Source organism: Bradyrhizobium sp. (assembly GCF_030646015.1).
GTDB lineage: Bacteria > Pseudomonadota > Alphaproteobacteria > Rhizobiales > Xanthobacteraceae > Bradyrhizobium.
Genome location: NZ_JAUSLT010000087.1, coordinates 51,646 through 73,217, shown reverse-complemented (window position 1 = coordinate 73,217; position 21,572 = coordinate 51,646). Strand labels below are relative to the sequence as shown.

Annotated in this window: 24 protein-coding genes, 1 tRNA gene and 1 pseudogene; 8 read left to right on the top strand and 18 right to left on the bottom strand. The window is 62.9% G+C overall.

Annotated elements, in window-relative coordinates:
* Positions 1 to 55: 55 nt before the first annotated feature.
* A complete protein-coding gene (locus tag Q7T45_RS13550; RefSeq protein ID WP_304871441.1) occupies positions 56 to 754 on the bottom strand; it encodes an alpha/beta family hydrolase in 699 nt (232 codons plus the stop codon).
* Positions 755 to 889: 135 nt separating this feature from the next.
* Here Q7T45_RS13550 and Q7T45_RS13545 point away from each other — a divergent pair, with 135 nt between their 5' ends.
* Positions 890 to 2,047 carry a YncE family protein gene (locus Q7T45_RS13545; RefSeq protein WP_304871440.1) on the top strand — a complete coding sequence of 386 codons (1,158 nt, stop codon included), beginning with the start codon at positions 890 to 892 and terminating at the stop codon, positions 2,045 to 2,047.
* A gap of 55 nt (positions 2,048 to 2,102) precedes the next feature.
* Here the strand turns inward: Q7T45_RS13545 and Q7T45_RS13540 are convergent, their stop codons facing one another.
* Positions 2,103 to 2,423: a hypothetical protein gene (locus Q7T45_RS13540; RefSeq protein ID WP_304871439.1), complete on the bottom strand. Its 321-nt coding sequence runs from the start codon at positions 2,421 to 2,423 to the stop codon at positions 2,103 to 2,105.
* Between the two features lie 368 nt (positions 2,424 to 2,791).
* Between Q7T45_RS13540 and Q7T45_RS13535 the strand changes: the two genes are divergently transcribed.
* Both Q7T45_RS13535 and Q7T45_RS13530 read left to right on the top strand, forming a co-directional pair.
* On the top strand, positions 2,792 to 3,010 hold the full coding sequence (locus Q7T45_RS13535) for a hypothetical protein (protein ID WP_304871438.1): 219 nt from the start codon (positions 2,792 to 2,794) through the stop codon (positions 3,008 to 3,010).
* Positions 3,011 to 3,273: 263 nt separating this feature from the next.
* Positions 3,274 to 4,803 carry a hypothetical protein gene (locus Q7T45_RS13530; RefSeq protein ID WP_304871437.1) on the top strand — a complete coding sequence of 510 codons (1,530 nt, stop codon included), beginning with the start codon at positions 3,274 to 3,276 and terminating at the stop codon, positions 4,801 to 4,803.
* Here Q7T45_RS13530 and Q7T45_RS13525 read toward each other — a convergent pair.
* The 6 genes from Q7T45_RS13525 to Q7T45_RS13500 all read right to left on the bottom strand — a co-directional run bounded on the left by Q7T45_RS13525 (position 4,800) and on the right by Q7T45_RS13500 (position 9,448).
* Positions 4,800 to 5,675 carry an amidohydrolase gene (locus Q7T45_RS13525; protein ID WP_304871436.1) on the bottom strand — a complete coding sequence of 292 codons (876 nt, stop codon included), beginning with the start codon at positions 5,673 to 5,675 and terminating at the stop codon, positions 4,800 to 4,802. The two genes, Q7T45_RS13530 and Q7T45_RS13525, sit on opposite strands and share 4 nt — an antisense overlap.
* 43 nt (positions 5,676 to 5,718) lie before the next feature.
* A complete protein-coding gene (locus Q7T45_RS13520) occupies positions 5,719 to 6,102 on the bottom strand; it encodes a RidA family protein (protein WP_304871435.1) in 384 nt (127 codons plus the stop codon).
* A 24-nt stretch (positions 6,103 to 6,126) separates the two neighbouring features.
* Complete coding sequence (gene hpaH, locus Q7T45_RS13515; RefSeq protein ID WP_304871434.1) at positions 6,127 to 6,930, bottom strand: 2-oxo-hept-4-ene-1,7-dioate hydratase; 804 nt, start codon at positions 6,928 to 6,930, stop codon at positions 6,127 to 6,129.
* A gap of 4 nt (positions 6,931 to 6,934) precedes the next feature.
* Entirely contained in the window at positions 6,935 to 7,795 is an 861-nt protein-coding gene (locus tag Q7T45_RS13510; protein ID WP_304871432.1) for a fumarylacetoacetate hydrolase family protein, read from the bottom strand.
* A gap of 81 nt (positions 7,796 to 7,876) precedes the next feature.
* Positions 7,877 to 8,458 carry a flavin reductase family protein gene (locus Q7T45_RS13505; protein WP_304871431.1) on the bottom strand — a complete coding sequence of 194 codons (582 nt, stop codon included), beginning with the start codon at positions 8,456 to 8,458 and terminating at the stop codon, positions 7,877 to 7,879.
* A gap of 12 nt (positions 8,459 to 8,470) precedes the next feature.
* Complete coding sequence (locus tag Q7T45_RS13500; RefSeq protein WP_370691266.1) at positions 8,471 to 9,448, bottom strand: Bug family tripartite tricarboxylate transporter substrate binding protein; 978 nt, start codon at positions 9,446 to 9,448, stop codon at positions 8,471 to 8,473.
* Positions 9,449 to 9,627: 179 nt separating this feature from the next.
* Between Q7T45_RS13500 and Q7T45_RS13495 the strand changes: the two genes are divergently transcribed.
* Positions 9,628 to 10,431 (top strand): IclR family transcriptional regulator, encoded by an 804-nt coding sequence (locus tag Q7T45_RS13495; protein WP_304871507.1) that lies wholly within the window; start codon positions 9,628 to 9,630, stop codon positions 10,429 to 10,431.
* Between the two features lie 107 nt (positions 10,432 to 10,538).
* Here the strand turns inward: Q7T45_RS13495 and Q7T45_RS13490 are convergent.
* The 3 genes and pseudogenes from Q7T45_RS13490 to Q7T45_RS13480 form a co-directional block, all read right to left on the bottom strand.
* Positions 10,539 to 10,615, bottom strand: a tRNA-Arg gene (locus tag Q7T45_RS13490).
* Positions 10,616 to 10,757: 142 nt separating this feature from the next.
* Positions 10,758 to 11,177 (bottom strand): annotated as a pseudogene (locus tag Q7T45_RS13485) (CAP domain-containing protein); the annotation flags it as partial.
* Between the two features lie 208 nt (positions 11,178 to 11,385).
* The gene (locus tag Q7T45_RS13480; protein ID WP_304871429.1) at positions 11,386 to 11,889 is read right to left on the bottom strand and encodes a hypothetical protein; all 504 of its coding nucleotides are present in this window, start codon (positions 11,887 to 11,889) and stop codon (positions 11,386 to 11,388) included.
* A gap of 246 nt (positions 11,890 to 12,135) precedes the next feature.
* On the opposite strand from Q7T45_RS13480, the gene Q7T45_RS13475 reads away from it, so the two are divergent.
* Entirely contained in the window at positions 12,136 to 12,516 is a 381-nt protein-coding gene (locus Q7T45_RS13475; RefSeq protein ID WP_304871428.1) for a hypothetical protein, read from the top strand.
* A gap of 623 nt (positions 12,517 to 13,139) precedes the next feature.
* Here Q7T45_RS13475 and Q7T45_RS13470 read toward each other — a convergent pair.
* Positions 13,140 to 13,550 (bottom strand): hypothetical protein, encoded by a 411-nt coding sequence (locus tag Q7T45_RS13470; protein ID WP_304871426.1) that lies wholly within the window; start codon positions 13,548 to 13,550, stop codon positions 13,140 to 13,142.
* Positions 13,551 to 14,143: 593 nt separating this feature from the next.
* Here Q7T45_RS13470 and Q7T45_RS13465 point away from each other — a divergent pair.
* Positions 14,144 to 14,431 carry a hypothetical protein gene (locus tag Q7T45_RS13465; protein ID WP_304871425.1) on the top strand — a complete coding sequence of 96 codons (288 nt, stop codon included), beginning with the start codon at positions 14,144 to 14,146 and terminating at the stop codon, positions 14,429 to 14,431.
* 178 nt (positions 14,432 to 14,609) lie between these two features.
* On the opposite strand, the gene Q7T45_RS13460 is transcribed toward Q7T45_RS13465, so the two are convergent.
* From Q7T45_RS13460 to Q7T45_RS13440, 5 genes are all read right to left on the bottom strand, one after another.
* Complete coding sequence (locus Q7T45_RS13460; protein ID WP_304871423.1) at positions 14,610 to 15,134, bottom strand: CAP domain-containing protein; 525 nt, start codon at positions 15,132 to 15,134, stop codon at positions 14,610 to 14,612.
* A gap of 138 nt (positions 15,135 to 15,272) precedes the next feature.
* Entirely contained in the window at positions 15,273 to 16,232 is a 960-nt protein-coding gene (locus Q7T45_RS13455) for a tripartite tricarboxylate transporter substrate-binding protein (protein WP_304871422.1), read from the bottom strand.
* A 43-nt stretch (positions 16,233 to 16,275) separates the two neighbouring features.
* Positions 16,276 to 16,647: a cupin domain-containing protein gene (locus Q7T45_RS13450; RefSeq protein WP_304871420.1), complete on the bottom strand. Its 372-nt coding sequence runs from the start codon at positions 16,645 to 16,647 to the stop codon at positions 16,276 to 16,278.
* A gap of 47 nt (positions 16,648 to 16,694) precedes the next feature.
* The gene (locus Q7T45_RS13445; RefSeq protein WP_304871419.1) at positions 16,695 to 17,333 is read right to left on the bottom strand and encodes an RraA family protein; all 639 of its coding nucleotides are present in this window, start codon (positions 17,331 to 17,333) and stop codon (positions 16,695 to 16,697) included.
* A gap of 188 nt (positions 17,334 to 17,521) precedes the next feature.
* A complete protein-coding gene (locus tag Q7T45_RS13440; protein ID WP_304871418.1) occupies positions 17,522 to 18,886 on the bottom strand; it encodes an NAD(P)H-dependent oxidoreductase in 1,365 nt (454 codons plus the stop codon).
* Positions 18,887 to 18,993: 107 nt separating this feature from the next.
* Here Q7T45_RS13440 and Q7T45_RS13435 point away from each other — a divergent pair, with 107 nt between their 5' ends.
* Entirely contained in the window at positions 18,994 to 19,443 is a 450-nt protein-coding gene (locus Q7T45_RS13435; protein WP_304871417.1) for a hypothetical protein, read from the top strand.
* Positions 19,444 to 19,645: 202 nt separating this feature from the next.
* A complete protein-coding gene (locus Q7T45_RS13430; protein ID WP_304871416.1) occupies positions 19,646 to 20,275 on the top strand; it encodes a hypothetical protein in 630 nt (209 codons plus the stop codon).
* A 148-nt stretch (positions 20,276 to 20,423) separates the two neighbouring features.
* On the opposite strand, the gene Q7T45_RS13425 is transcribed toward Q7T45_RS13430, so the two are convergent.
* A complete protein-coding gene (locus tag Q7T45_RS13425; protein ID WP_304871415.1) occupies positions 20,424 to 21,437 on the bottom strand; it encodes a 2-dehydropantoate 2-reductase in 1,014 nt (337 codons plus the stop codon).
* Positions 21,438 to 21,572: the final 135 nt, after the last annotated feature.

Below are 21,572 nucleotides of genomic sequence, written 5' to 3'. Positions count from 1 at the left end.
GGCGAGCCGGGCCATTTGGCAGCTCAATATCGCAAAGCAGCGTTCGATCGCGAATTCAGGATACCCCTTGGGCTGGCTCGATCGCGCCGATCCAGTCCGCGAACGCATCGAGGATTTCGTTCAGGACTTCACGGTCATTGCGGCCCGAACGCGCCGGCACATGGAAGGAATGATCGGCATCTCTCACCAGATGCAGCGACGCCCGAGGCCCGAGGCGCTCGACCACGGGTTCGAGCAGCGCCAGCTCCGCGAGCTTGTCGTTGGTGCCCTGCAGGAACAGCATCGGGATCCTGATCCCGGCGAGGTGTTTGGCGCGATCGTCGGACGGCTTGCCGGCCGGATGCAGCGGAAAGCCGAAAAACGCCAGCCCGTCGACCCCGGCCAAAGGCGAAAGCGCCTGCGCCTGCGAGGTCATGCGGCCGCCAAAGGACCGGCCGCCGGCGATCAGGCGCAGCGAGGGGCAACATCGCCCGGCTTCAGCCACCGCCGCGCGCACGGCTGAATGCGCAATCGCCGGCGGATCAGGCCGCTTGCTGCCCTTCTCCATGTAGGGAAACTGGTAGCGCAGCGTCGCCACGCCGCGTTCGGCGAGGCCTTGGGCGGCAGCCTCCATGGCGGCATGGGTCATTCCGGCCCCTGCCCCATGGGCGAAGATAAAACACGCCCGCGCATCGGCGGGGCGGATCAGCAGCGCGGAGACTGACCCCGCATTGCCGACCGCGATCTCGAGCTGTTGTGGACTGCCGATCTTCATTTGATCCCACCGAATTCGCCCGCAGGCCGGAATGGTATTGCGCCCACTGATCTTGCCAGTCGACAACCGCGCGCGCACGTTGAATACTATCAAGCATGGACCCGACAGAGGTCCGACCAATTCCGGGAGGACGGCATGCGATTCAGCAAGGCTATGCTGGCATTGATCACGACATCATTGGTCGCTTTGGCAGGCGCGGCTCACGCCGAGCTCGCGGTTTCGGCCAATGACGGCAAGATGGTGCTGGAAGACGGGGTGGCGAAGGTGCGCAAGCAGCCTGTGCCGGACAGCGTCGCCATCATCGAGCTTTCGGGCGCCGCCCCGCGCATCGTCGCGGAACTGCCGGTGCCGGCCAGCGTGGTCGGTCCGCCCTCCAGCGTCGCGGTCGCCTCCGATGAAAGTTTTGCGCTGGTCACCGGCGCGATGAAGATCGATCCCGCCGATCCGACCAAGGCGATCCCCGACGACAAATTGACCGTAATCGACCTGAAATCCTCGCCGCCGAAAGTGCTGGCGACGCTGCAGTCCGGTGCCGGCGCGGCCGGCGTTTCGATCAATCGCGCGGGCACGCTGGCGCTGGTGGCCAACCGCGCCGAGGGTACTGTTTCGGTGTTCACCATCAGCGGCAATACGCTGACCGCGGCCGGCAAGGTCGCGCTCGGCGACGCCAAGTCTGGCCCCAGCCACCCGATGTTTTCCCGTGACGGCACCTCAGCGCTGGTGACACGGGATGGCGACAACAAGATCGCCGTGCTCACGGTCGACGGCAACAAGGTGGAATACGCCAAGCGCGACCTGACGGCGGGGATGCGGCCCTACCAGATCGACTCCACCGGCAATGGCGACGTGGCCGTCGTCGCCAATATCGGCACCGGCAGCGGCGACAACGACAGCATCAGCCTGATCGATATGCGCGCCAAGCCGGTTCGCGTCGTCACCACGGTGTCCGTGGCGCAAACCCCGGAGGGGCTGAAGATTTCGCCCGACGGGGCGTATGTGGCGGTCACCGCGATGAACGGCTCCAACAAGCCGAAGGCCTCGCCGTTCTACAATGATTTTGGATTGCTGCAGATTTTTCGCATCAACGGCACCACGCTGACGCCGGTGACGGAAGCCAAAATCGGCCACTGGTGCCAGGGCATCGCGTGGTCGAAGGATTCCAGGGCGTTGCTGGCGCAGTGCATGGTGGAGAGCGAGATTGTGCCGTTCACCTTCGACGGCAAGACCCTGACCAGGGGGACGCCGATCGCGCTGAAGGCGAGCCCCGCCGGCATCCGCACCGCCGAGCCGTAGCCGTCGCACGAAAAGGCCCGCTGCCACCGTGGCAGCGGGCCTTTTTTGTCGCTGATTACCAGCCGCGGCCGCCGAAGCCGAAGGTGATGCCGGGGCCGCCATAACCATAGCCGCGGTTATAGCCGCCATAATACGGCCGGGGCGCGTAGCCGTAGCTGTTACCGTAATACGGGCGGTAGTGGCGGTAGCCATAGTGACGATAACCGTGATGACGATGGCCATAATGTCGATGGCGACGGTGCGCACTGATATCGGTGGACTGCTGCGCCACGTCGGTCGCGGCTTTCGCTTTCACCGTGTTGTCAGCGGCGTTCGCGGCGGAACCTCCGAACAGCGCGGCTGCACCGACGGCAAATACGAGAGCTAGCTTTTTCATGGAACACTCCAATTAACATGTGGAGTGATAATCGCCGCAGACGTTCAACGTTCCGGACCGCGACATTAAATCGGCGACAGCTTCTTGAACGGCTGTTCATGTTGACCAGAGAACGGCTTCTTCACCGCGAGGAACTTCTGTGACGATTTCGCGCGATAGTAACCTCGCGTAAACGCATCAGTAACTTCGCGTGAACGCATCGCTGCTTCACTTTGAGAGCTGCAGCAATTTCGTGCTGTGACAGCCGGATGCGTCCAACTGCCAACGCGCCCGTACCAGCCGACTCAATCGTGGCACGATTGCTGCAATCAATCGTGGCACGATTGCTGCATAGGCGGAGTGACCGGGCTCTCTCGTCGGAAAGGTGCATGATGCTTGTTACCCTTGTCGCTGTTCTCTGCAGCAGCCAGCTATGCATTGAGAAAGTCGTCACGACCAGTGATCAGTCGGGCATCACCATGACTGCCTGTCAGGTCAACGCGCAAATCGGCATTGCCCAGTGGATGACCACGGGTCCCTACCGGGAGTGGCGGCTGCAAGGTTACAAATGCGTCGCGGGCACATACACGCCCAAACGCGAAGCGTGAAATGCAAGCCAATTCCTCAGAACCGATTCCTCATGGACTGGAAAGCAAATGGGCGAAGTAATACAATTCCGGAAGCCCGATCCCGCAGTCGATAAGGCCAGGCTTATTCAGCAGTCACGCGCCCTCTATGAAAGCGTGTTTCCGACCGAGAAAAGCCCCGGTATCGTGCAACCTGACACGCCCGTCCGCAGTTAGGGATTCGAAGTCCCGATGACTCGGACGGCGCTTGCGCCCCATGGTGCGTCTGCGCTGGGGAGGGAGTATTGTTCGGTCGGACGGAGAGCTTTGGCGTGCAGCAGGTCCGGCGGATCGGGCCCTGCCTTCGGGCCGGCCTGATCTCCACGCTGCTCATCGCAGCTGTCTGCCCGCCAGCTCTCGCCGAGACGGTCACGGTGACGCCCGCGACCATGGCCCGCATCGGCACGGTCGACGAACGCTTCCAGTCCTATAATGTTGAAATGGTCGAGGTGACCGGTGGAAGATTTTGGCGGCCGTACGCGCCGAACCCATCGGACGCCGATCTGTACGCCTGGCGGACGCCGATTGACCTGACCAACCCTCGACTACGAATGCTCGCTGCGGCCCTGGCGCCGGCCTATGTGCGTGTCAGCGGAACCTGGGCCAACGCCACCTGGTTTGCGGACTCCGAACCCGCGCCATCGGCGCCACCGGCTGGATTCAATGGGATTCTCAGCCGCCGGCAATGGCGCGGCGTGGTCGATTTCGCGCAATCGGTCGGGGCCGGGATCGTGACTTCTTTCGCCATAAGCCCGGGCACCCGCGATCCCTCCGGCGTCTGGACGCCGGAGCAGGCGCGCCGCCTTCTCGCCTACACAAGCTCGGTTGGCGGGGCGATCGCCGCCGCCGAATTCATGAACGAGCCGAACCTCGCCGCGATGGGCGGCGCACCGGCCGGCTATGATGCAGCAGCCTACGGACGCGACTTCAGGCACTTCCATGCGTTCGTGAAGCAGAATTTTCCCGACATCATGGTGCTCGGTCCGGGCACGGTCGGGGAGACCGAAACGGCTTCGGAGCTGCTCGTTGCATCCGGCCCCACCGGGCTCGATGCGTTTTCATATCATCACTATGGCACGCTGTCTGAGCGGTGCCGCGGCGGGCATACCCCGGAAGCGGCGCTGTCCGAACAATGGCTGGCGCGGACCGATCAGACCCTGACGTTCTACCGCTTGCTGCGCGACAGGTTCGAACCGGGCAAGCCGATCTGGCTCACCGAAACCGCGGAAGCCGCCTGCGGCGGCAACCGCTGGGCCGCGACCTTCCTGGACACGTTCAGATATCTCGATCAGCTGGGACGGCTGGCGAGGGCCGGCGTTCAAGTCGTGATGCACAACACGCTCGCGGCCAGCGACTACGGCCTGCTCGATGAGAAGACGCTGGCGCCCCGGCCCAATTACTGGGGCGCGCTGTTGTGGCGACGGTTGATGGGAACCGGCGTGCTCGACTCACGTATGCCGATTCGGGCCGGCCTGCACATTTATGCCCATTGCCAGCGCGGGATGCCGGGTGGCGTAACCCTGCTGGTCATCAACACCGACCGCGACGCATCCCACACGCTGGAACTCGGCAATGATTCCGAACGTTATACGCTGGAAGCGGCGGGCTTGCTGGATGCGCAAGTGCGGCTGAACGGCCGTCCGCTCGCCCTGGAGCCCGGCGGCGAACTGCCGCGCCTTCAGGGTATCAGGACTTCTCGCGGCGCTGTGTCGATCGCGCCAACAAGCATCAGCTTTCTGGCGATCCCTGCCGCGGCCAACAGCGCTTGCTCCTAAGTATCGAATCCGAACAGTCTCGACGGATTGGTCACCAGGATCTTCTGCAGCTCCGCCTCGTCAGGCGCATAGCGATAGAGCAGTTCGAGCAGATCCGCATCGTTGGGCGGCTGCACCACCGAGACCGGGTGCGGCCAATCGCTCGCCCACACGCAACGATCCGGCGCGGCATCGATATAGGCGCGCGCGATCGGAATCACGTCGTCCCACGGCGGCCCGGCCTTCGAGGTCTTCTCGCCGAGCGAGAGCATCACCCAGAAGTTTCCCTTGGACAAAAGCTCCAGCATCTTCCGCAGGTTCGGATCGTCGTTGCCGCGTGCCGGGTCCGGGCGCGCCATATGATCGATCAGAACGGGGACGTCGAGCGATTCATATTTGGCGACGCTGGAGACGATGCCGTCCTTTTCCGGTTGAATTTTTGCATACCAGCCGAGTTCGCGAATCCGCGCGATGGCGCGGGCGAAGTCGGCGTCCGACAGCACCGCGCCCAGTTCCTTGCGAAAGCTGAAGCGCGCGCCGCGCACGCCGGCGTCGTGCAGCTTGCCGAGATAGCCATCGTCGGCTTCCGCGAACACCAGCGCGTTGGCGCAGCCGCGGTAATTCGGACCCATGGCGGCGAGTGCGTCGAGCACCACCGCATGGTCCGCGCCATAGGTCGTGGTCTGCACGATGATGCCGCGCTCGATGCCGAGCGCCTTGTGGACCCGCAGCGCCGCCTCCCATGTCGCCGTCGGCATCTCGTAGGCCGCGCCCGGGCGCACCGGATACTTATCGACCGGCCCCATCACATGAAACTGGCTGTCGATGCTTTTCGGCGGCGGCAGCCGGGTTGGACGGCGCGGGTTCGGATCGAAGGCAAGGTAAGTCGGCATTCGCAGGTCCTCTTGATGACGCCGGGTCAGTCGATCGTGTCTCTCAATCGATCACGGCCGTAAAATCGCATTGCACCAGCGCACCGCCATCCATCTGCATCTGCAGCGCATGGCGGGCGGGGCGCGAGCGTTCGTCGGGAAACATCTTCAGCCATTCGGTGTTGACGGGCGCGCGCTGACTGCGGTCCTGCAGCCACACCGTCATCTTGATGATGTCGTCGGTGCTGCCGCCGCCGGCCTCCACGATCGTCTTCATGTGGCCGAACATGTTGGCGCACTGGTCTTCGATCCGCTCCGGCATGATTCCGGTCGCGGGGTCGCGGCCGAGAATGACGCCAGACATCAGCAAGTTGCCGATGCGGCAGGCGTTCGGAATCGGATTGGCATGCTTGAATTCGCCAATGTGAATACTCTTGCGTCGCGTCATCGCTGCTTCCTCATATCTGTAGGTTCAGGCGAACTGGCAGGACACCGACCCGAACGGACCGTAATCGGCATGGAACGTGTCGCCCTTGACGATGTCGACCGGGCGGGTGAACGATCCCGCCAGCACGACTTCGCCGGCCTCGAGCTGCTCGCCGTGAGGCGCCAGGCGATTGGCGAGCCATGCGACGCCGCGCGCGGGATGGTTGAGCACCCCCGCGGCGATGCCGGTTTCCTCGATCTGGCCGTTGCGAAACAGCAGCGCGCCGATCCAGCGCAAATCCACATCCAGCGGCCGGAACGGCCGCCCGCCCAGCACCAGCGCCGCATTGGCCGCGTTGTCGGATATCGTATCCATCACCTTGCGCGGCGCCTTGGTCTCGGGATCGATGCGATGCATGCGGGTTTCCAGGATCTCGAGCGCGGGCGTGACGTAATCGGTGGCGTTGAGCACGTCGAAGATGGTGCAGTCCGGCCCCTTCAGCGCGGTTTTCAGGATGAACGCCAACTCGACTTCGATGCGCGGCGCGTGGAACCGATCAAACGGAATTGGGCTGGCGTCGGGATAGAACATGTCCTCGAACAGCACGCCGTAGTCCGGCTCGGAAATGCCCACCGCGCTTTGCATCGCCTTCGATGTCAACCCGATCTTGTGGCCCTTGACGATGCGTCCGCGCGCCAGCTGCAGCCCCGTCCAGGTGCGCTGGATCGCGTAGGCGTCTTCAATCGTCAGGTCAGGCTGTTCCTGCGTGAATGCGCGGATCAGGGACTTGCTGCGCTCGGCTTCGTCGAGGCGGTGCGCGAGGCGATCGATGGTGGGCTGGTCGAGCATGGGCCTACTTCTCGGCGACGACGGTGTTGCGCAGGATGCCGATCCCGGAGGACTCGACCTCGACCACGTCGCCGGGCTTCAGCCAGCGCGGCGGATCGAATCTCGCGCCGGCACCGGTCGGCGTTCCCGTGGCGATCATGTCGCCGGGCTTCAGCGTCGCAAAGGTGGAGAGATAGGCGATCAGGAAATCGAACGGGAACATCAGCCGCTCGGTGGAGTCCTGCTGCCGCAACTCGCCATTGACGCGGGTGAGGATGTCGTGCGGACCGCGCGGATCGAGTTCGTCTGCCGTGACGATCCACGGCCCGATGCTGCCGGAGCGGTCGAAATTCTTGCCTTGCGTGACGTTGAACTTGCCGTGGTGCAGCCAGTCGCGCACGCTGCCCTCGTTGCAGAGCGTCATGCCGAAGATGTGTTCAAGGGCGCGCTCGCGCGGGATATGCCGCCCCTCCTTGCCGATCACGATGACCAGCTCGCCCTCATAGTCGAGTTGCTCGGATATCTTGGGCTTCTCGATTCCCTGTCCGGACCCGACCACCGAGGACGGGTTGCGAACGAACAGGCTCGGATATTTGGGCAGGTCCGAATTGTCCTTGTATTCGGCATTGCGATCCTTGTAGTTCACCCCGATGCACCAGATCTTTTCGGGTGCCGGGACCGGCGGCAGCAGGACCACGTCGTCGAGCGCGTAATCGGGCGTTTGACCGGCGCAAGCGTTGCGCGCGGCGTCGATCCCGTCGCCGGCGATCAGGCTCCGCAGATCGGAAAATGGCGCTCCGAGCCGCCTGGTCAGGTCGACGATGCCGGCATCGACGGCAGCGCCGTAGCCAGGTCTGCCGCTCGCGAGATAACTTAGAAGACGCATAATTCGATCTCCGGATCAGCGCGTTCAGACGGCTGAAATCATTTCTTCAGGATGGCGACTTCGAAGTCTGGAACACCGGTTTCAGGGTGAAGATCTCACCGAGGCGCGCGTAGCGTGGCCCGCCGATGCGGGCGATCGGATCGAGCGCTTCGGTCTCGATCTTGCCGTTGTTGAGAAGGCCGTCGCGGATGTGGAACACCAGGACTTCGCCGACCAAGAGGCGGCTGCGAGTCTCGCCGAATTCGAGACACTGCCGAAACCGGCACTCCATCGCGATTGGCGCCACGGCAAGACGCGCACCTTGACGCGCTCGCTCGGCAGCGTCTCCAGGTTCAGCTCCTCGACCTCGCTGACATCGGGCGGGTGTTCGGTTGAGCTTTCATGCACCGCATTCATCAGCGAGGAGTCGGCGATATGGACGACGAACTCCTCGTTGTTGAGAATATTGTGCGCGGTGTCCTTGTAGACCCCGGCCTTGCGGCCGACACTGATCGCCAGCATCGGCGGCTTCGGCGACACGAAGGTAAAGGCGCTGAAGGGAGCGAGATTGACGACGCCGTCACCGGACAGAGTGGTGACCCACGCGATCGGGCGCGGCACCACGATGCCGGTCAGCAGCCGGTAGGCCTGTTCGGCTGCAAGGTCAGACGGATCGATCCGCATCAAACGCCCCGTTCATCCGGCCTTGATATTGGCCTTGCGGACCACCGGAATCCATTTGGCATCCTCGCGCTCGAGGTAGCTCTTGAACTCGGCCGGGGTCATCGCCACCGCCTCGGCGCCGAGTGCGTTGAATTTCGCGACGACTTCAGGGTCCTTCAGGATTTTGGCCAGCGTGTCGTGGAGTTTGGTCACGATCTCGGCGGGCGTGCCGGCGGGCGCGAACAGGCCGGTGAAGGTCTGGCCGTCGAATTCCTTGTAACCGAGCTCGGTGAAGGTCGGCACATCGGGAATCCACGATGCGCGGTTGGCGCCGGTGACCGCGAGCGCCCGCACCATGCCGTTCTTGATGAAGGGCAGGCCAACCGAAATCTGGTCGAACGCGAACTGGACCTGGCCGCCGATCAGATCGGTGGAAGCCGGCGCGTTGCCGCGGTACTGCACCGTCAGCCACTGCAGGCCGAGGGTCGACTGCACCAGTTCACTGAGCAGATGATTGGTGGTGCCCGGGCCGGGCGAGGCCATCGTCAGCTTGCCGGGCTCGCGGCGGGCAAGCTCGAAGAATTCCTTCAGGGTCTTGGCCGGCACCGACGGATGCACTTCGAGCACCAGCGGCGTCATCGAGATCGAGGTGATCGGCAGGAAGTCCCGCTTCCAGTTGTAGGCATCGCGCTGGGCGATTTCGGGGGCGAACAGCACCGGCCCGTTGGCGCCTACAAATAATGTGTAGCCGTCGGGCGCGGATTTGGCGAAGGCCTCACCGGCGATCAGCCCGCCGGCGCCGGCCTTGTTTTCCACGATGAAGGTCTGGCCGAGGATTTCCTGCAGCTTGCTGCCGATGATGCGCGCCGCGCCGTCGACATTGCCGCCCGCCGGGTACGGCACCACCAGGCGCACGGTGCGCGCGGGCCACTGCTGGGCTGCCACCGGACCGGTCAGCGGGGTCATCAACAAGGCGACGGCGGCCCACATGATCGCGAAAAATCTCATCATATCCTCCCGAATGCCGCGCGGCTGGAGCCGCCAGATTGTTGTTGCGGTGTGAACCGGAACTGCCCGCGCACCTGTCGCTGGTCGGGCGCCGCGATCATGGCCGGCCCCCGTTCGTTGTCGACGGAATTGTGCTGGATATGTCCACATTATGGACGTCGGCGAGGCGGGATCTCAGGACAATGGCGGAGCGGCGAAGCGCATCGGGACGGGAGATTCCGCAGCCCCGACCGGGCGCCCAGGCGATCCGGCGGGCGCTGTCGGTGTTGCGCATTCTCGCGGCGGGGCGTGAGGAGGGCGTGCGGCTTTCGGAGGTCGTGCAGTCCACCGCCCTGACCCGGCCCACCGTTCACCGCATCGTGCACGTGCTGGTCGAGGAAGGCATTGCCGAGCGCAGCGACAAGAGCGGGCGTTACGTCATCGGCCGGCAGGTGTCCGAGCTGGCACTGGCGCGGCAGTCGCGCTCCCCGCTGCTGGTCGCGGCCGAACCCTATCTGGCGAAGGTCTCCGCACAACTCGGGGACACGTTGTTCCTGACGGTGCGGACCGGGCTCGATACGCTGTGCGTCGCGCGCCGGATCGGCTCCTATCCGATCCAGGTGCTGTCGATCGAAGTCGGCGCGCGGCGCCCGCTCGGCGTCAGCAGTGCCGGCGTCGCCATCCTCGCCGCGTTGCCGGCGCCGGACGCGCGAAAAATCGTCGCGGCCAATCAGGTGAGGTTCAAGGCTTACCGCACCAGCATGCCGGCGGTGCTCGGGCAGATTCAGGCCGCGCGGCGCCGGGGCTATGAACTGCGCGACATCGGCCTGGTGCCGGGAACGAAGTCCCTCTCGGCCTGGATCAGAGGTCCGGACGGCGCGCCCGCGGCGGCCATTACCATCTCGGCGGTCCGCCACCGGCTCAACCCGCGGCGCGAGGCGGAAGTGGCCGAAACCCTGCTCGATGCCGCGCATACGGTCGAACGGGCGATTGCTGCGGCGAAGTGAGATCGGGACGGGTTGCAGGAAATCTGGTGTGTGGCGGCGGAAACACGTCTCGCCGAACCGAGTGGGCACCCAAAAATCTGCTGCTGGTTTTGTGGTGCTTGGAGCGTTGGCGATCCCGGCATGACTCGAACATGCGACCTACGGTTTAGGAAACCGTCGCTCTATCCGGCTGAGCTACGGGACCGAAGCCCCGCGCGATGCGCGGGGGCTTGGCTGTTTCATACCAAAGCGGACGGGTGATCGCCAGCCCTCCGGAGACCGTTGCCATGGCGTTTTCGGACGAGAGCCTGCCCGACGCCCAGTTCAGGGGTGGCGAGGACCGTGCTTCAGAAGCAAATACCGAGCAAGGTCATCCGGCACGACTGCCTGGGCTTTCTGCTTTCGGCTTTCGACCCGCTCTTCTTCCCCTCCGCCGGCCGCGGCTTCTCATAGTCCCCGGCGATCACCATGGCCCAGTAGGTGCGGTTGGTGGCGCTCCTGGCGCTGGCGACGCCGACCTTGGAGGCTTTGGTCAGCAGCAGATTCTTGCGGTGGCCCGACGAGTTGATCCACTGGTCGAGCGTCCTTTTGAAATCCTCGTAGCCATAGGCGATGTTCTCGGCGGCACGCCCGGCTTTGGCCGGCGCCATGCGCGAATTGAACGGGCCGAGGACGTCGTGATCGAGCTTGTCCTTGGCGGCCATCGCCTTGGCCTGATCCAGCGCGATCCGGTTCAGGGTCGCATCGATGGCGACGCTGCCCTCACCCTGGGTCGTCTCGTTGCTCGTCGAGTGGGTGAAGAGAACATTTGGGACCCACCGTTTTCGGCAGCCGCAACAACCTACGTCTACGTGAAGGGCACGACCCTATGGGCGGTCCGCAACGGTCGCGGGAGCGTTTCACGCCTTCGTCCACAGGCGCTTCAAAGGCGGGTTATACTCGCTCTACCGAAGGCCTCCCTTTCCGTGAGGCCTTCTAACTTGGGCGAACTAACCTCTGAAGTCTACGAACCTCGCCATTGAACGATTCGATTTGGCGCCCGATGAACTGCGCGTCCTCTCTGACTGTCTGCTTATGGAGTTCGAGTAAGTGATCTGGGGTATCAGTCCATTCACAACGGTGAATCAACCGCTCAATATCGTCTCTGATACCGGATTTTCCGTATATATGATGGTGCAATATCGCATCCAATTGTTCGCCGATCTTGGTCGGGCCAATCTTCGAGCGAACTTGCCGAAGCTCCTGTATCGCGTCATCAACCCTGTCCTTGGAACTTTCGAAATTTTGCTTTAGCTCCTTCACCACAGCGGGAGACGGTCCATCCTTTGCGATTATGTCCAGTTGGCTCAACATCCCATCCCGCCAAAACGTTAGACTGCCGGCTCCCTTGGCAGCTTTGCGCTCATTGCGGTTCACCCAAGCGTCCAAGACCTCGCGCAGGATAGACATTGTTCCGGGAGGAACAGACGCATCACTCATGGGTATTTTCTCCTCGGAGTTGAGCGACAATACTACTGAATGGAGCGAGACAAAAGAGAAAGACCTTCGCCTTAAAGCGAGTTTTTCATTGAGCCCGCCAATAGCGCAAACACCGTTCAAGCATCGGAAAGAGGCTTAAGGGCGAGCGGCACTCCCTTTTTTGGTCGCCCGCCGTTGCCATTCTCTCGCGCTATATGTGTCGGAGCTGTCGTAGGTTTCTGTTGGATATTAACCTATTGTAGCTTAGTGCCGGCTCAGAGGAGTGAAGCCGTATGCCAGCTAAAGGCTCACTCAGCGCTGATCGACGGCGAAGGCCTCGTGTACGACGACGCCGGCATGCCCAGCTTCGACCTGCTGCACTCACGGAAGCACGACAAAGCCGTACCGCTCATGGCATTCGACCTGCTGGAGCTGAATGGTGCCGAACTGCGCCGGGAGCCGCTGATCGATCGGAAGTCCAAGTTGCAGAAGCTGCTGGCGAAGGCGAAGGGCGGAATAGAGTTCAACGCCCACATCGAAGGTGACGGCACCGCCATCTTCGAGCACGTCTGCAAGCTCGGCCATGAAGTGGATTGTCGCGAAGCAAGGATCTCGCTTATGAGAGCGGGAGGTCGCAGCGCTGGCTGAAGATTAAGAACCCGAACAGTCCGGCAATGAAGCGCGTGGAAGACCGCACCTTCTAAAACGAAAAGGCCACCACATTGCTGTGGTGGCCGATCCGATTAGAACAACCGCGTGAGCAAGGCGATCATCGAAGCCAGATGCAGATTGCATCCAAGGTCCAAGCGAAACGTCTTACCGCACGGCTGGCACGGCCTCGACCAACAGAGGGTTTGCGAGGAAAGCCGTTACGAGCGCACGTTTGTCGGGGGTCATGCCTTGAGTGTAACGCGACGCTGTTGCAATCTTCTGCTGTCATGGGGATAAGGGGACGAGTATGGGGGAGGTCGAGCAGGCGACCGCTGACGATGCAGAGCAAGTAGCTGAGCTGTACAACAAGGTGTTCAGCAAAACCGGAATGAAAACCTACGAGGGGGCGAGAGTGAAATGCTCCTCCGCTGGGTTAAGGAGCATTGCGAGGCCGGAAAGATTTGGATCATACGCGATGAAAAGGGACCGCTTACGTTTGCGCACTACGAGCCAGAGAAGGGCGAAATTGTCACGATAGCAACGCGCGATGGTATGGAACGCAAAGGATTCGGTGCAAACATGCTGGAGGCATTGTGCGCCAAGTTTCCTGACCTAAAGCTTCAACCTGTTACTCGCGGCGGCAAAGCCTTGGCCGCGAAACTCGGGTTCTCGCCCAGCGAGGAAGACGAAACTGTTTGGAGCCAAGCCCCAGCCAAAAAGTAGCTATGCATCTTGAGCCTGTTGAGATGCGATCGGCTGAACCGGTGCAGGTGAGCTTCGCGACGACATGGATGCCGAGCTCCCCCGTCCGCCTCAGTCTTCTTGACCAGGACGCCGCCGTACTTGGCGCGGGTCTGTCCCATACGATTGAGGAATTGGGCGAAGCCCGCCAGCTTCATCCAATTGCGGCTCTCGAGATTGAGCAGGAAGGTTTCGGCGTAGCTGGTCTTGGTGATCCGCTCGCTCTCGATCTTTTCATCCTTAGTGTCGAGGTCCGTGGCACGTATGGCCACGTTCTTGCGCAACGACACGATGTTGAAGAAAGGCTTCTCGCGATCGAGGCTGTCGGTATTTCCGGATGGGAATCGGTCGTTATCGTAAAAATGGTCCGGAAGGTTTCGTACTGGGAAAGCCGTATCCCTCGGTAATTGTGACCTTATTTGAGCAGCAGCCGTCCCGCTGTTTTGCGACGAACGTATAGATATTGCTCATGTTTTTGCGTTGAACACGAAAATATTATAGCACCAATGCGATAACGCGTAGGCGCAACTGTTGACTAACCCCCGACTCGGGCTCTACCTTGGAGCTAGTTTCGCACGTGCCTGTGGTCGTGTGTCAGTCGGTAGGTATCCGGACAAGAGGCCGGACAGCCGCCAGGTGGGGAACTACCCATCTGTTCCAAATGACTGGCAGTCGGAGGCGAACCGACGAAGTCCCCTCCAAGGGATGACGCGACTTAAAGCAACGACGGACGGAAGGCTCCCGCCTCCTTTTGGTTGATGGCGGGGAAAGCATGCACCGAAACGCGGTGTACCGTTCTTTCGTTTCTTTAAGTCGCCCACGCAGGGCTACTCATTAAAGAAACGGCGAAGAGACGGTCCCCGCACGGAAACGAGGACCTAAAATGTCTACGCCTCCTGCTGACGTTATCGAGCATATCCCTAAGGCTATTGAGATTGATCGACCGAAGGCGCAGCCGCCGGTCATCAATCATGAGCCGGCGCATCACGGACACATCACACATCCTTCGCCGGGCGGTGTGATGAACGCTGTCTTCCAGAAGTTCGAAGCCATCACTGACAAGTGGGGCATCACTCTCGCTTTTCTTTTCACTTTGACGGTGTTCACCTGCGGCTGGGTGTATCTCGTGAACCCTATCAACTCAATGACTTATGATGGGGCATTATTTTAGGAAACCGTCGCTCTATCCGGCTGAGCTACGGGACCGAAGCCCCGCGCGATGCGTGGGGGCTTGGCTGTTTCATACCAAAGCGGACGGGTGATCGCCAGCCCTCCGGAGACCGTTGCCATGGCGTTTTCGGACGAGAGCCTGCCCGACGCCCAGTTCCGGCGTGGCGCAGGACCGCGCCTTAGAAGCAGATACCCAGCACCGTCATCCGGCAGGACTGCCTGGGCTTTCTGCTTTCCGTCTTCGACGCGGTTTTCTTGGCCGCCGGCTGCGGCTTCTCATAGTCCCCTGCGATCACCATCGCCCAATAGGTTTTGGAGGTGACGCTCCTGGCGCTGGCGACGCCGACGCGGGAGGCTTTCGGGAGCAGCAGATTCTTGCGATGGCCCGCCGAGTTGATCCACTGGTCGAGCGTCCTTTTGAAATCTTCATAGCCATACGCAATATTCTCGGCGGCCCGCCCGGCTTTTGCCGGCGCCATTCTCGAATTGAAGGATCCGAGGACGTCGTGGTCGAGCCTGTCCCTGGCGGCCATGGCCCTGGCCTGGTCCAATGCGATCCGGTTCAGGGTCGCATCGATGACGACACTGCCTTCGCCCTGCTTCGCACGGAATTCCGAAATCAGCGATGCGGGCGACGGCTCTGCGGATGCCGGGCTGCCGAGGCTCAACGGCAGGGAGAGAACAATAGCGAACAGGACTTTCATTTCGTTCGCGTCGCCTCATCACCGGATGCCACCAACAGCCGGCCCCGCGCCTGATGCGCGGGGGCTGCCTGTTCACGTCCTGACAACGCATCAAAGCGAAAGCGTGGCGGATGGCTTCGATCCGGGCCGATGAGGCGCCTACGCCTTGATGTTGTTCTCGCGCACCACCTTGCCCCAGAGGCTGACCTGTTTGGCGAAGAAGGAGCCGAACTCCTTGCCGTCGGCCAGCAGCAGTGACATCTGCTGGGTATCGCGCAGCTGTGCTGCGATCGCGGGCTCGCTCAGGATCTCGCGGACCGATTTCGCCATGCTGGCGGTGGCCTCGGCAGGCGTGCCGGTGGGAGCGAAGATGCCCCACCAGGCCAGCGTCTCGGAATCCGGGAAGCCGGCTTCGATGCCCGTCTGGGTGTCCTTGAGTGACGGCAGCCGCTCACGCCCCAGCTGCAGCAGCGGACGAAGGTTGGGCCCGAGCTGCGCCGTCACCAGCGCCGCCGATCCCGCGATCAGATCGACATGTCCGCCGAGCACGTCGTTCATGGCCGGACCGCCGCCGCGGTAGGGCACATGGGTGATTTCCACGCCGGCCTGCTTGGCGAGCATCGTCATGGCGAGATGGCCGAGCGTGCCGATGCCGACCGAGGCGTACTGGATCGAGCCCGGCTTGGCTTTCGAGGCCGCGATGACGTCGGCGAAGGTCTTGAACGGCCGGCTGGCGTTGGCCGCGATCACATAGGGCGCGGTGCCGACCAGGAACACCGGCTCCAGGTCCTTCTCGACGTCGAGCTGCGGCTTTTCGAGAATGGCGGGAATCACCGCATGCGAGTCGAAGGTCACGAGATACGTCAGGCCATCCGGCGCGCTCTTGGCGACCTGGGCGGCGCCGAGCGAACCGGCGGCGCCGGACTTGTTCTCGACCAGCACGGTGCGGCCGAGCCTGGTTTGCAGATGCGCCTGCAGCAGCCGCGCCAGCGCGTCGGTGGAACCTCCCGGCGGAAACGGCACCACCAGTGTCAGTATCTTGGCGGGCTGGGCCAGCGCCGGAGTGACGGCGAAAGCGGCCGACGCCGCCAGCATGGTACGTCTCGTGATCTTCCGCATTGCTATTCCTCCGGTGATTGCGCTGTTTTTTTAATTCGCAGATCTATGAATTGCCGAAACCCGATCCGGGCTTTTTATATTCCGGCCGCGGCGGACTGAAAATATCGAGCACGCGCGCGCCTTCCGGCCCGGCGCGCATGGTGTGCGGCACGTTGCCCGGGGTGCGCCAGAAATCGCCCTTTTTCACTTCGATCTGCTCGTCGCCCTGAAACCGGATCGCCGAGCCATCGAGCAACACGCCCCATTGCTCTTCAGGATGATGATGCCGGGTCCCTTCCGAATGCGGTTCCAGCGTCACCACCGAGAGCATCGCATGCTCGCCGGCGAAAATCCGCGTAGTGACGCCCGCCGCGAGTTCGCGAAACAGGCCGTCATGCGGATTGTCCAGATTGTGAAACTCGTCCCTCTGACTCATCGTGGCTTCCTTTGGCGTCAGTTTCTCTCAATATCGATACGTGTCGATCAGGATTTGGCGTAGGAGCCCTGGTAGCGGCCCTCGCGGATCGCAACGAGGGTTTCCTCTTCGCGCGCGATCTGGGCGCGAACCGCCTCAAGCAAGGTGGTTGCGATCGCGGCCGGAAAAGACAGCACGCCGTCCTCGTCGCCCACCACGATGTCGCCGGGCGAGATCACCGATCCGCCAATCGACACCGGCACGTTGATTTCGCCGGGACCGCTCTTGTAGGGCCCGCGGTGAATCACGGCGCGGGCAAAGCATGGAAAATCAGACGCGGCGAAGGCGGCGACGTCGCGGATGGCGCCGTCGATCACATAGCCCGCGGCGCCCCTGTGCTCGGCGATGTTCTTCATGATCTCGCCGACCAGCGCGCGGGTCTCGTCGCCGCCGCCATCGACGACGATGACGTCGCCCGGCCCGACCAGCTCGAGCGCCTTGTGAATGGCCAGATTGTCGCCCGGCCGGGTGCGAACGGTGAAGGCGGTGCCCACCAATCGGCCGCTGCGATGGAACTGGCGCAGTCCCACCGCGCCCGGCAACCGGGCCAGATTGTCGCTGATCACGCAGGTCGGCGCGCTACGGAATGCCTCGATCAGATCGGCGGCGGGCTTCGGCACGCTCGTCATGGCCGTGGTGACGCTCATCTAGCTGGTTCCTTTGGCAATTCGGCGCATTCCGGCGCGCGCTCCGGGAGCGGCTGCGGCATGGTCTGCGCTCGCATTCCGCCTCCGGCGCGACATCTGCAGCCTGTACCGTGGTGAGGTCAAGTTACGCCCTGAACCAATCCTTCAATAGCTGATATTCAGGAAACCATCGTACCAGCCCATCGTACCTATGCCGCGCTGACGACCGCGCCCCGGGGCGCAAATATCGCCTCCATTTCCCTCCGCGCCTTGACCGCCGGCTGATTCTCGTCGATGGCGACGTCGCTCCAGGTCAGCAGCTGGTCCTTGGCCACCGGCCGCACCAGCTTGAGCTGGTGAGCAAGCCCCAGCGGAAGACCGCCCTGCGCGAGCGAGCGTCGCGCGGGCACGAGCTTGCCGAACACGGTGTAGCCGCCCTCGCCATCGAGCATTTCGCCCGCCGCGAGGTCGCGCTTGGCGGTGGCCACCACGTCGGCGTTGAAGCAGGTCGCGACACCCGTCGGTTCGTTGCGCAGTCCCACCGAGGCGACGGAGATGCCGAGTTCCAGCCCGATCATGTGCCAGCGCCGGTACATGCTCATGTAGCGCCCGCTCGGATCGGTCACGACGCTGTACTCCTTGAAGCAGCGCCGGATGTAATCCGTGTCGGCCTCGATACAGACCCAGACACCCTTGCGAATGTCGTAAGGGATCTGCACGCCGTCGGACGTCAGGCAGGAAACCACCTCGACCAGCCCCTTGCGGTCGAGGATGCCGCCTTCGCTTTTCGGCCGCATCAGGGTCGGGATGTCGTCGATCGAGCCCGGCGGAAAACTCAGTCCCGCGTCTGATGCCTCGAGGCCGGTCGCATTGGCGATCGCCGCACTCTCGATCGCCGGCTTCGAACCGTCGAGAAACGCATTGAACATTTTTGGATTGAGGCCGCCCTCTTTGGCCTGTTCGGCGGTCAGGCCCCAATGGGTCCAGACCGTATCTGGGGTCGACTCCCGATATTGCGGCAACCATTTATGGCCGCGGCCGGCGGCGACCACCGGAAAGCCGGCGGTTCGCGCCCAATCCACCAGTTCGCAGGCGAGCCCCGGCTGATCGCCATAGGCCAGGCTGTAGATCACGCCGGCCTGCGCGGCCTTGTGCGCCAGCAGCGGTCCGCAGAACGCATCCGCTTCCACCGTGACGTTGATGACATGCTTGCCGTGGCGGAACGCCGCCAGCGCGTGCTCCACCGCCGCGGGCGGATTTCCCGTGCATTCGATGATGATCTCGATTTCCGGATGCGCCACCAGCGCCTGCCAGTCGTCGCCGACATGTGTCGTTCTCGTCTTCATGGCCTCGTCGAGCGAGGATGCGGAATAGCGCTCCGCAGGCCAATCGACGCGCGCGAGATTGGCCCGCGCATTGGCCGGCGAAAGATCGGCGATTCCGACCACATGAATGCCCGGCGTACGCGGCACCTGCGCCAGGTACATCGATCCGAACTTGCCGGCGCCGATCAAGCCCATCAGGAGCGGCCGGCCGGATGCCTCGCGTTCCCGCAGCTTGCTGAAAAGATTCATCTGAAGTCTCCTGCAGGAAATCGAACTCGAAATCGGCCAGCAGCGACTATATTCGGCAACGGACAAGAGTGCCAATGATGCAGAGAAAATGTCTCAACGAATCGCGCTTGTTGCAACGTGCACGCACGGCAGTCCTGGCGTTCGCGCTACTCGCGCTTCCAGGCCATGGCGGCGCGACGCCGGCATCGGCCGCCCCCAAGGCGACCGCCGCCGCGTCAAAGCCGTCGACCGCCGCCGCCGAGAAGTGGGAAGGTTACTGGGCAAAAAACCGGAAGGAATGCCGCTATGGCGACGGCCCGGATTCGAAAACCATGATCGACCTGAAGAATTCAGAGAATGGCAAACCCGCTCCGCTGTACGACCAGTATGAAAACCATTGCCGCGTCGACAGCCATGCGACCAAGGGCAATGCGATCACGCTGAAGCTGACCTGCTTCGAATTCTGGGACGACTACAGAGCGAAGAAAAGCCCGCGGCATGACACGGTGACGGTGACGGTGCTGGATCGGAACAACATTCGCATCAACGGCGCTGCCTATATCAGGTGCAGGAAATAGCCGTTCGCCGGCGTCGTCACGATATTCTCTGCAATTTCAGTGCGATGCCGATGTATCCGGCCTTCACAGCGAATCCAATACGTCAGAATGTGTGCCGGAAAAACGCCCAGTTCCGGGGTGACAAGCGTCCCGATAATGGCGACAATTGGTATACGTTGTGTCGCGGGAACCTGGTCTTGAAAATTTCGGAAAATCGTCGGTGATGGCGTCACGTACATCCACCTTGCTGATGGCAACATTCGCGGCCTGCGTCGTGCTGACGCCGCCGTGCGCGCAGGCGCAGTGGTGGAGCAGCAAGCCGGCCGATTTCGAGTCATGCGCCGACACCGCCGAGAAGGCGTCGACCAAGGAAGAAAAGACATCCAGGCTCGGCGACTGCCATTCGAAATTCGCCGGCCGGCGCAAGCCCGGCGGCGGCTACACCTATTTCGATTTCATGCAGAACCGGCACTTCGACATCGCGGGACCGAACCCGACGCCGGAAGAGCAGAAGAAAATCGACGAAGAGTATATTGCCTATCTGGAGCAGGAGCGGCGCTCCACCATCGCCGCCGCCTTCACGGCCAGGCAGCGGCAAGTGCAGCAGGTCTCGCTGAAAAGCGAAGTTGAAAAGGTCCCGGTGCCCAGGGGGAATCCGGCGCGACAACATCAGGCCGCCGCCACCAGCGAGCCCAGATCTGGCGAGGTGAGGTCTGGCGAGGTGAGGTCACGGACCAGAGCCACCAATTGCGCCAGGGATTCCTTCTCCTGCGAGTGGCCGCGACTCTCCGAAGGCATCAAGGATATCAAGAAGCTGTTCAGCCCATCGCCGAGCAAGGCCAAGCGGAGCTGATTGCTGTCGTCCCTGCGAACGCAGGGACCCATACGCCGTGTCCTCTCGGTGAGAACACCAGCGGCAGACACCACGCAAACAGCTACCACCGCGGAGTATGGGTCCCCGCGTTCGCGGGGACGACGTGTGGAGCGATCATCCACACGTCTCAAGGTAGCGGCGCATCGCGGATCTGCTCCGGCGTCAGTCCCGGCGAGCCCTTGCCGGCTTGTTCCGCATTCCGGATCAGCGCCACGATGCGGCGCGACAGCGGCACCTGCAGCCCGTGGCGGTCGGCGATTTCAGTGATGACGCCCTGCAGATAATCGATTTCGGTGGCCCGTCCGCGCTGCAGGTCTTCCCACATCGACGAGCGCGCCTCCGGATCGATCTTCATCGTTCGCCCCAGCACGGCATTGAAAATGCCGTCCGGCAGCCGCAGCAGATGCGGCGTCCAGTTCGCCGGCACCGGCGTCGACGACACCGGCTTGATGCCTTCGGCCTTGAGCGCCGCCAGTCCCTCCGCCATCTGGTCGGCGAACAGCCTGCGCCATGTCCTGAGCGCCAGCTGCCGGCGCAGCGGCAGGCCGGCCAGCGCGTTGAGCGCGTTGTTGAGATTGACCAGCAGCTTGCCCCATTGCACGCCTGAAATGTCTTGCGTGGCGCGCAGCTTCAGCCCCGGCACCGACAGCCGCTCCGCGGTGGCGGCCTCATCCGCTTCGATCACGATGTCGCCCGAGGTGGAGCGGTGGAACCGGCCCTGGCCCACGGAGACGACGTTGAACGGCACCATGCCGCCGAGCACGATCCGCCCCGGCAATCGCTCGCGCAGCACGCCGACATTGCCGACGCCGTTCTGCAGGGACACGATGACCGCATCATGCGGCGCGTGCCTCGCGATAACGCCGGCGATCTCGGCGGTATCGGCGCTCTTGACCGTCACCAGCACCACGCCGGCATCGTCAAAAATCGACGGATTTTCCGACAGCGTCAGCTGGTCCGCCGCAATCCTGCGGTCGAGGCCTTCGAAGCTTGTCAGCCGCAGTCCGTTGCTTTCGATCTCGGCGATCACGCGGGGCCGCGCCAGCAGGGCGACCTGGCGGCCGCCCGCCGCCAGCATGCCACCGACAAAGCAGCCGATGCTGCCGGCCCCGGCGATGCCGATCAACCTGTCTGCCGTCATCGCGCCCCGCCCTCGTTCAGCTCTCGTTCAAATAGCAGATTTTCGTCTGCGATGCCGCGTCGCTCTGCGAGCGCGCCGCCGCCGCCGGCCCCGCGCCTTGTAACCGTCATGGCGCGCCGTTATGTTTGTCGCGGG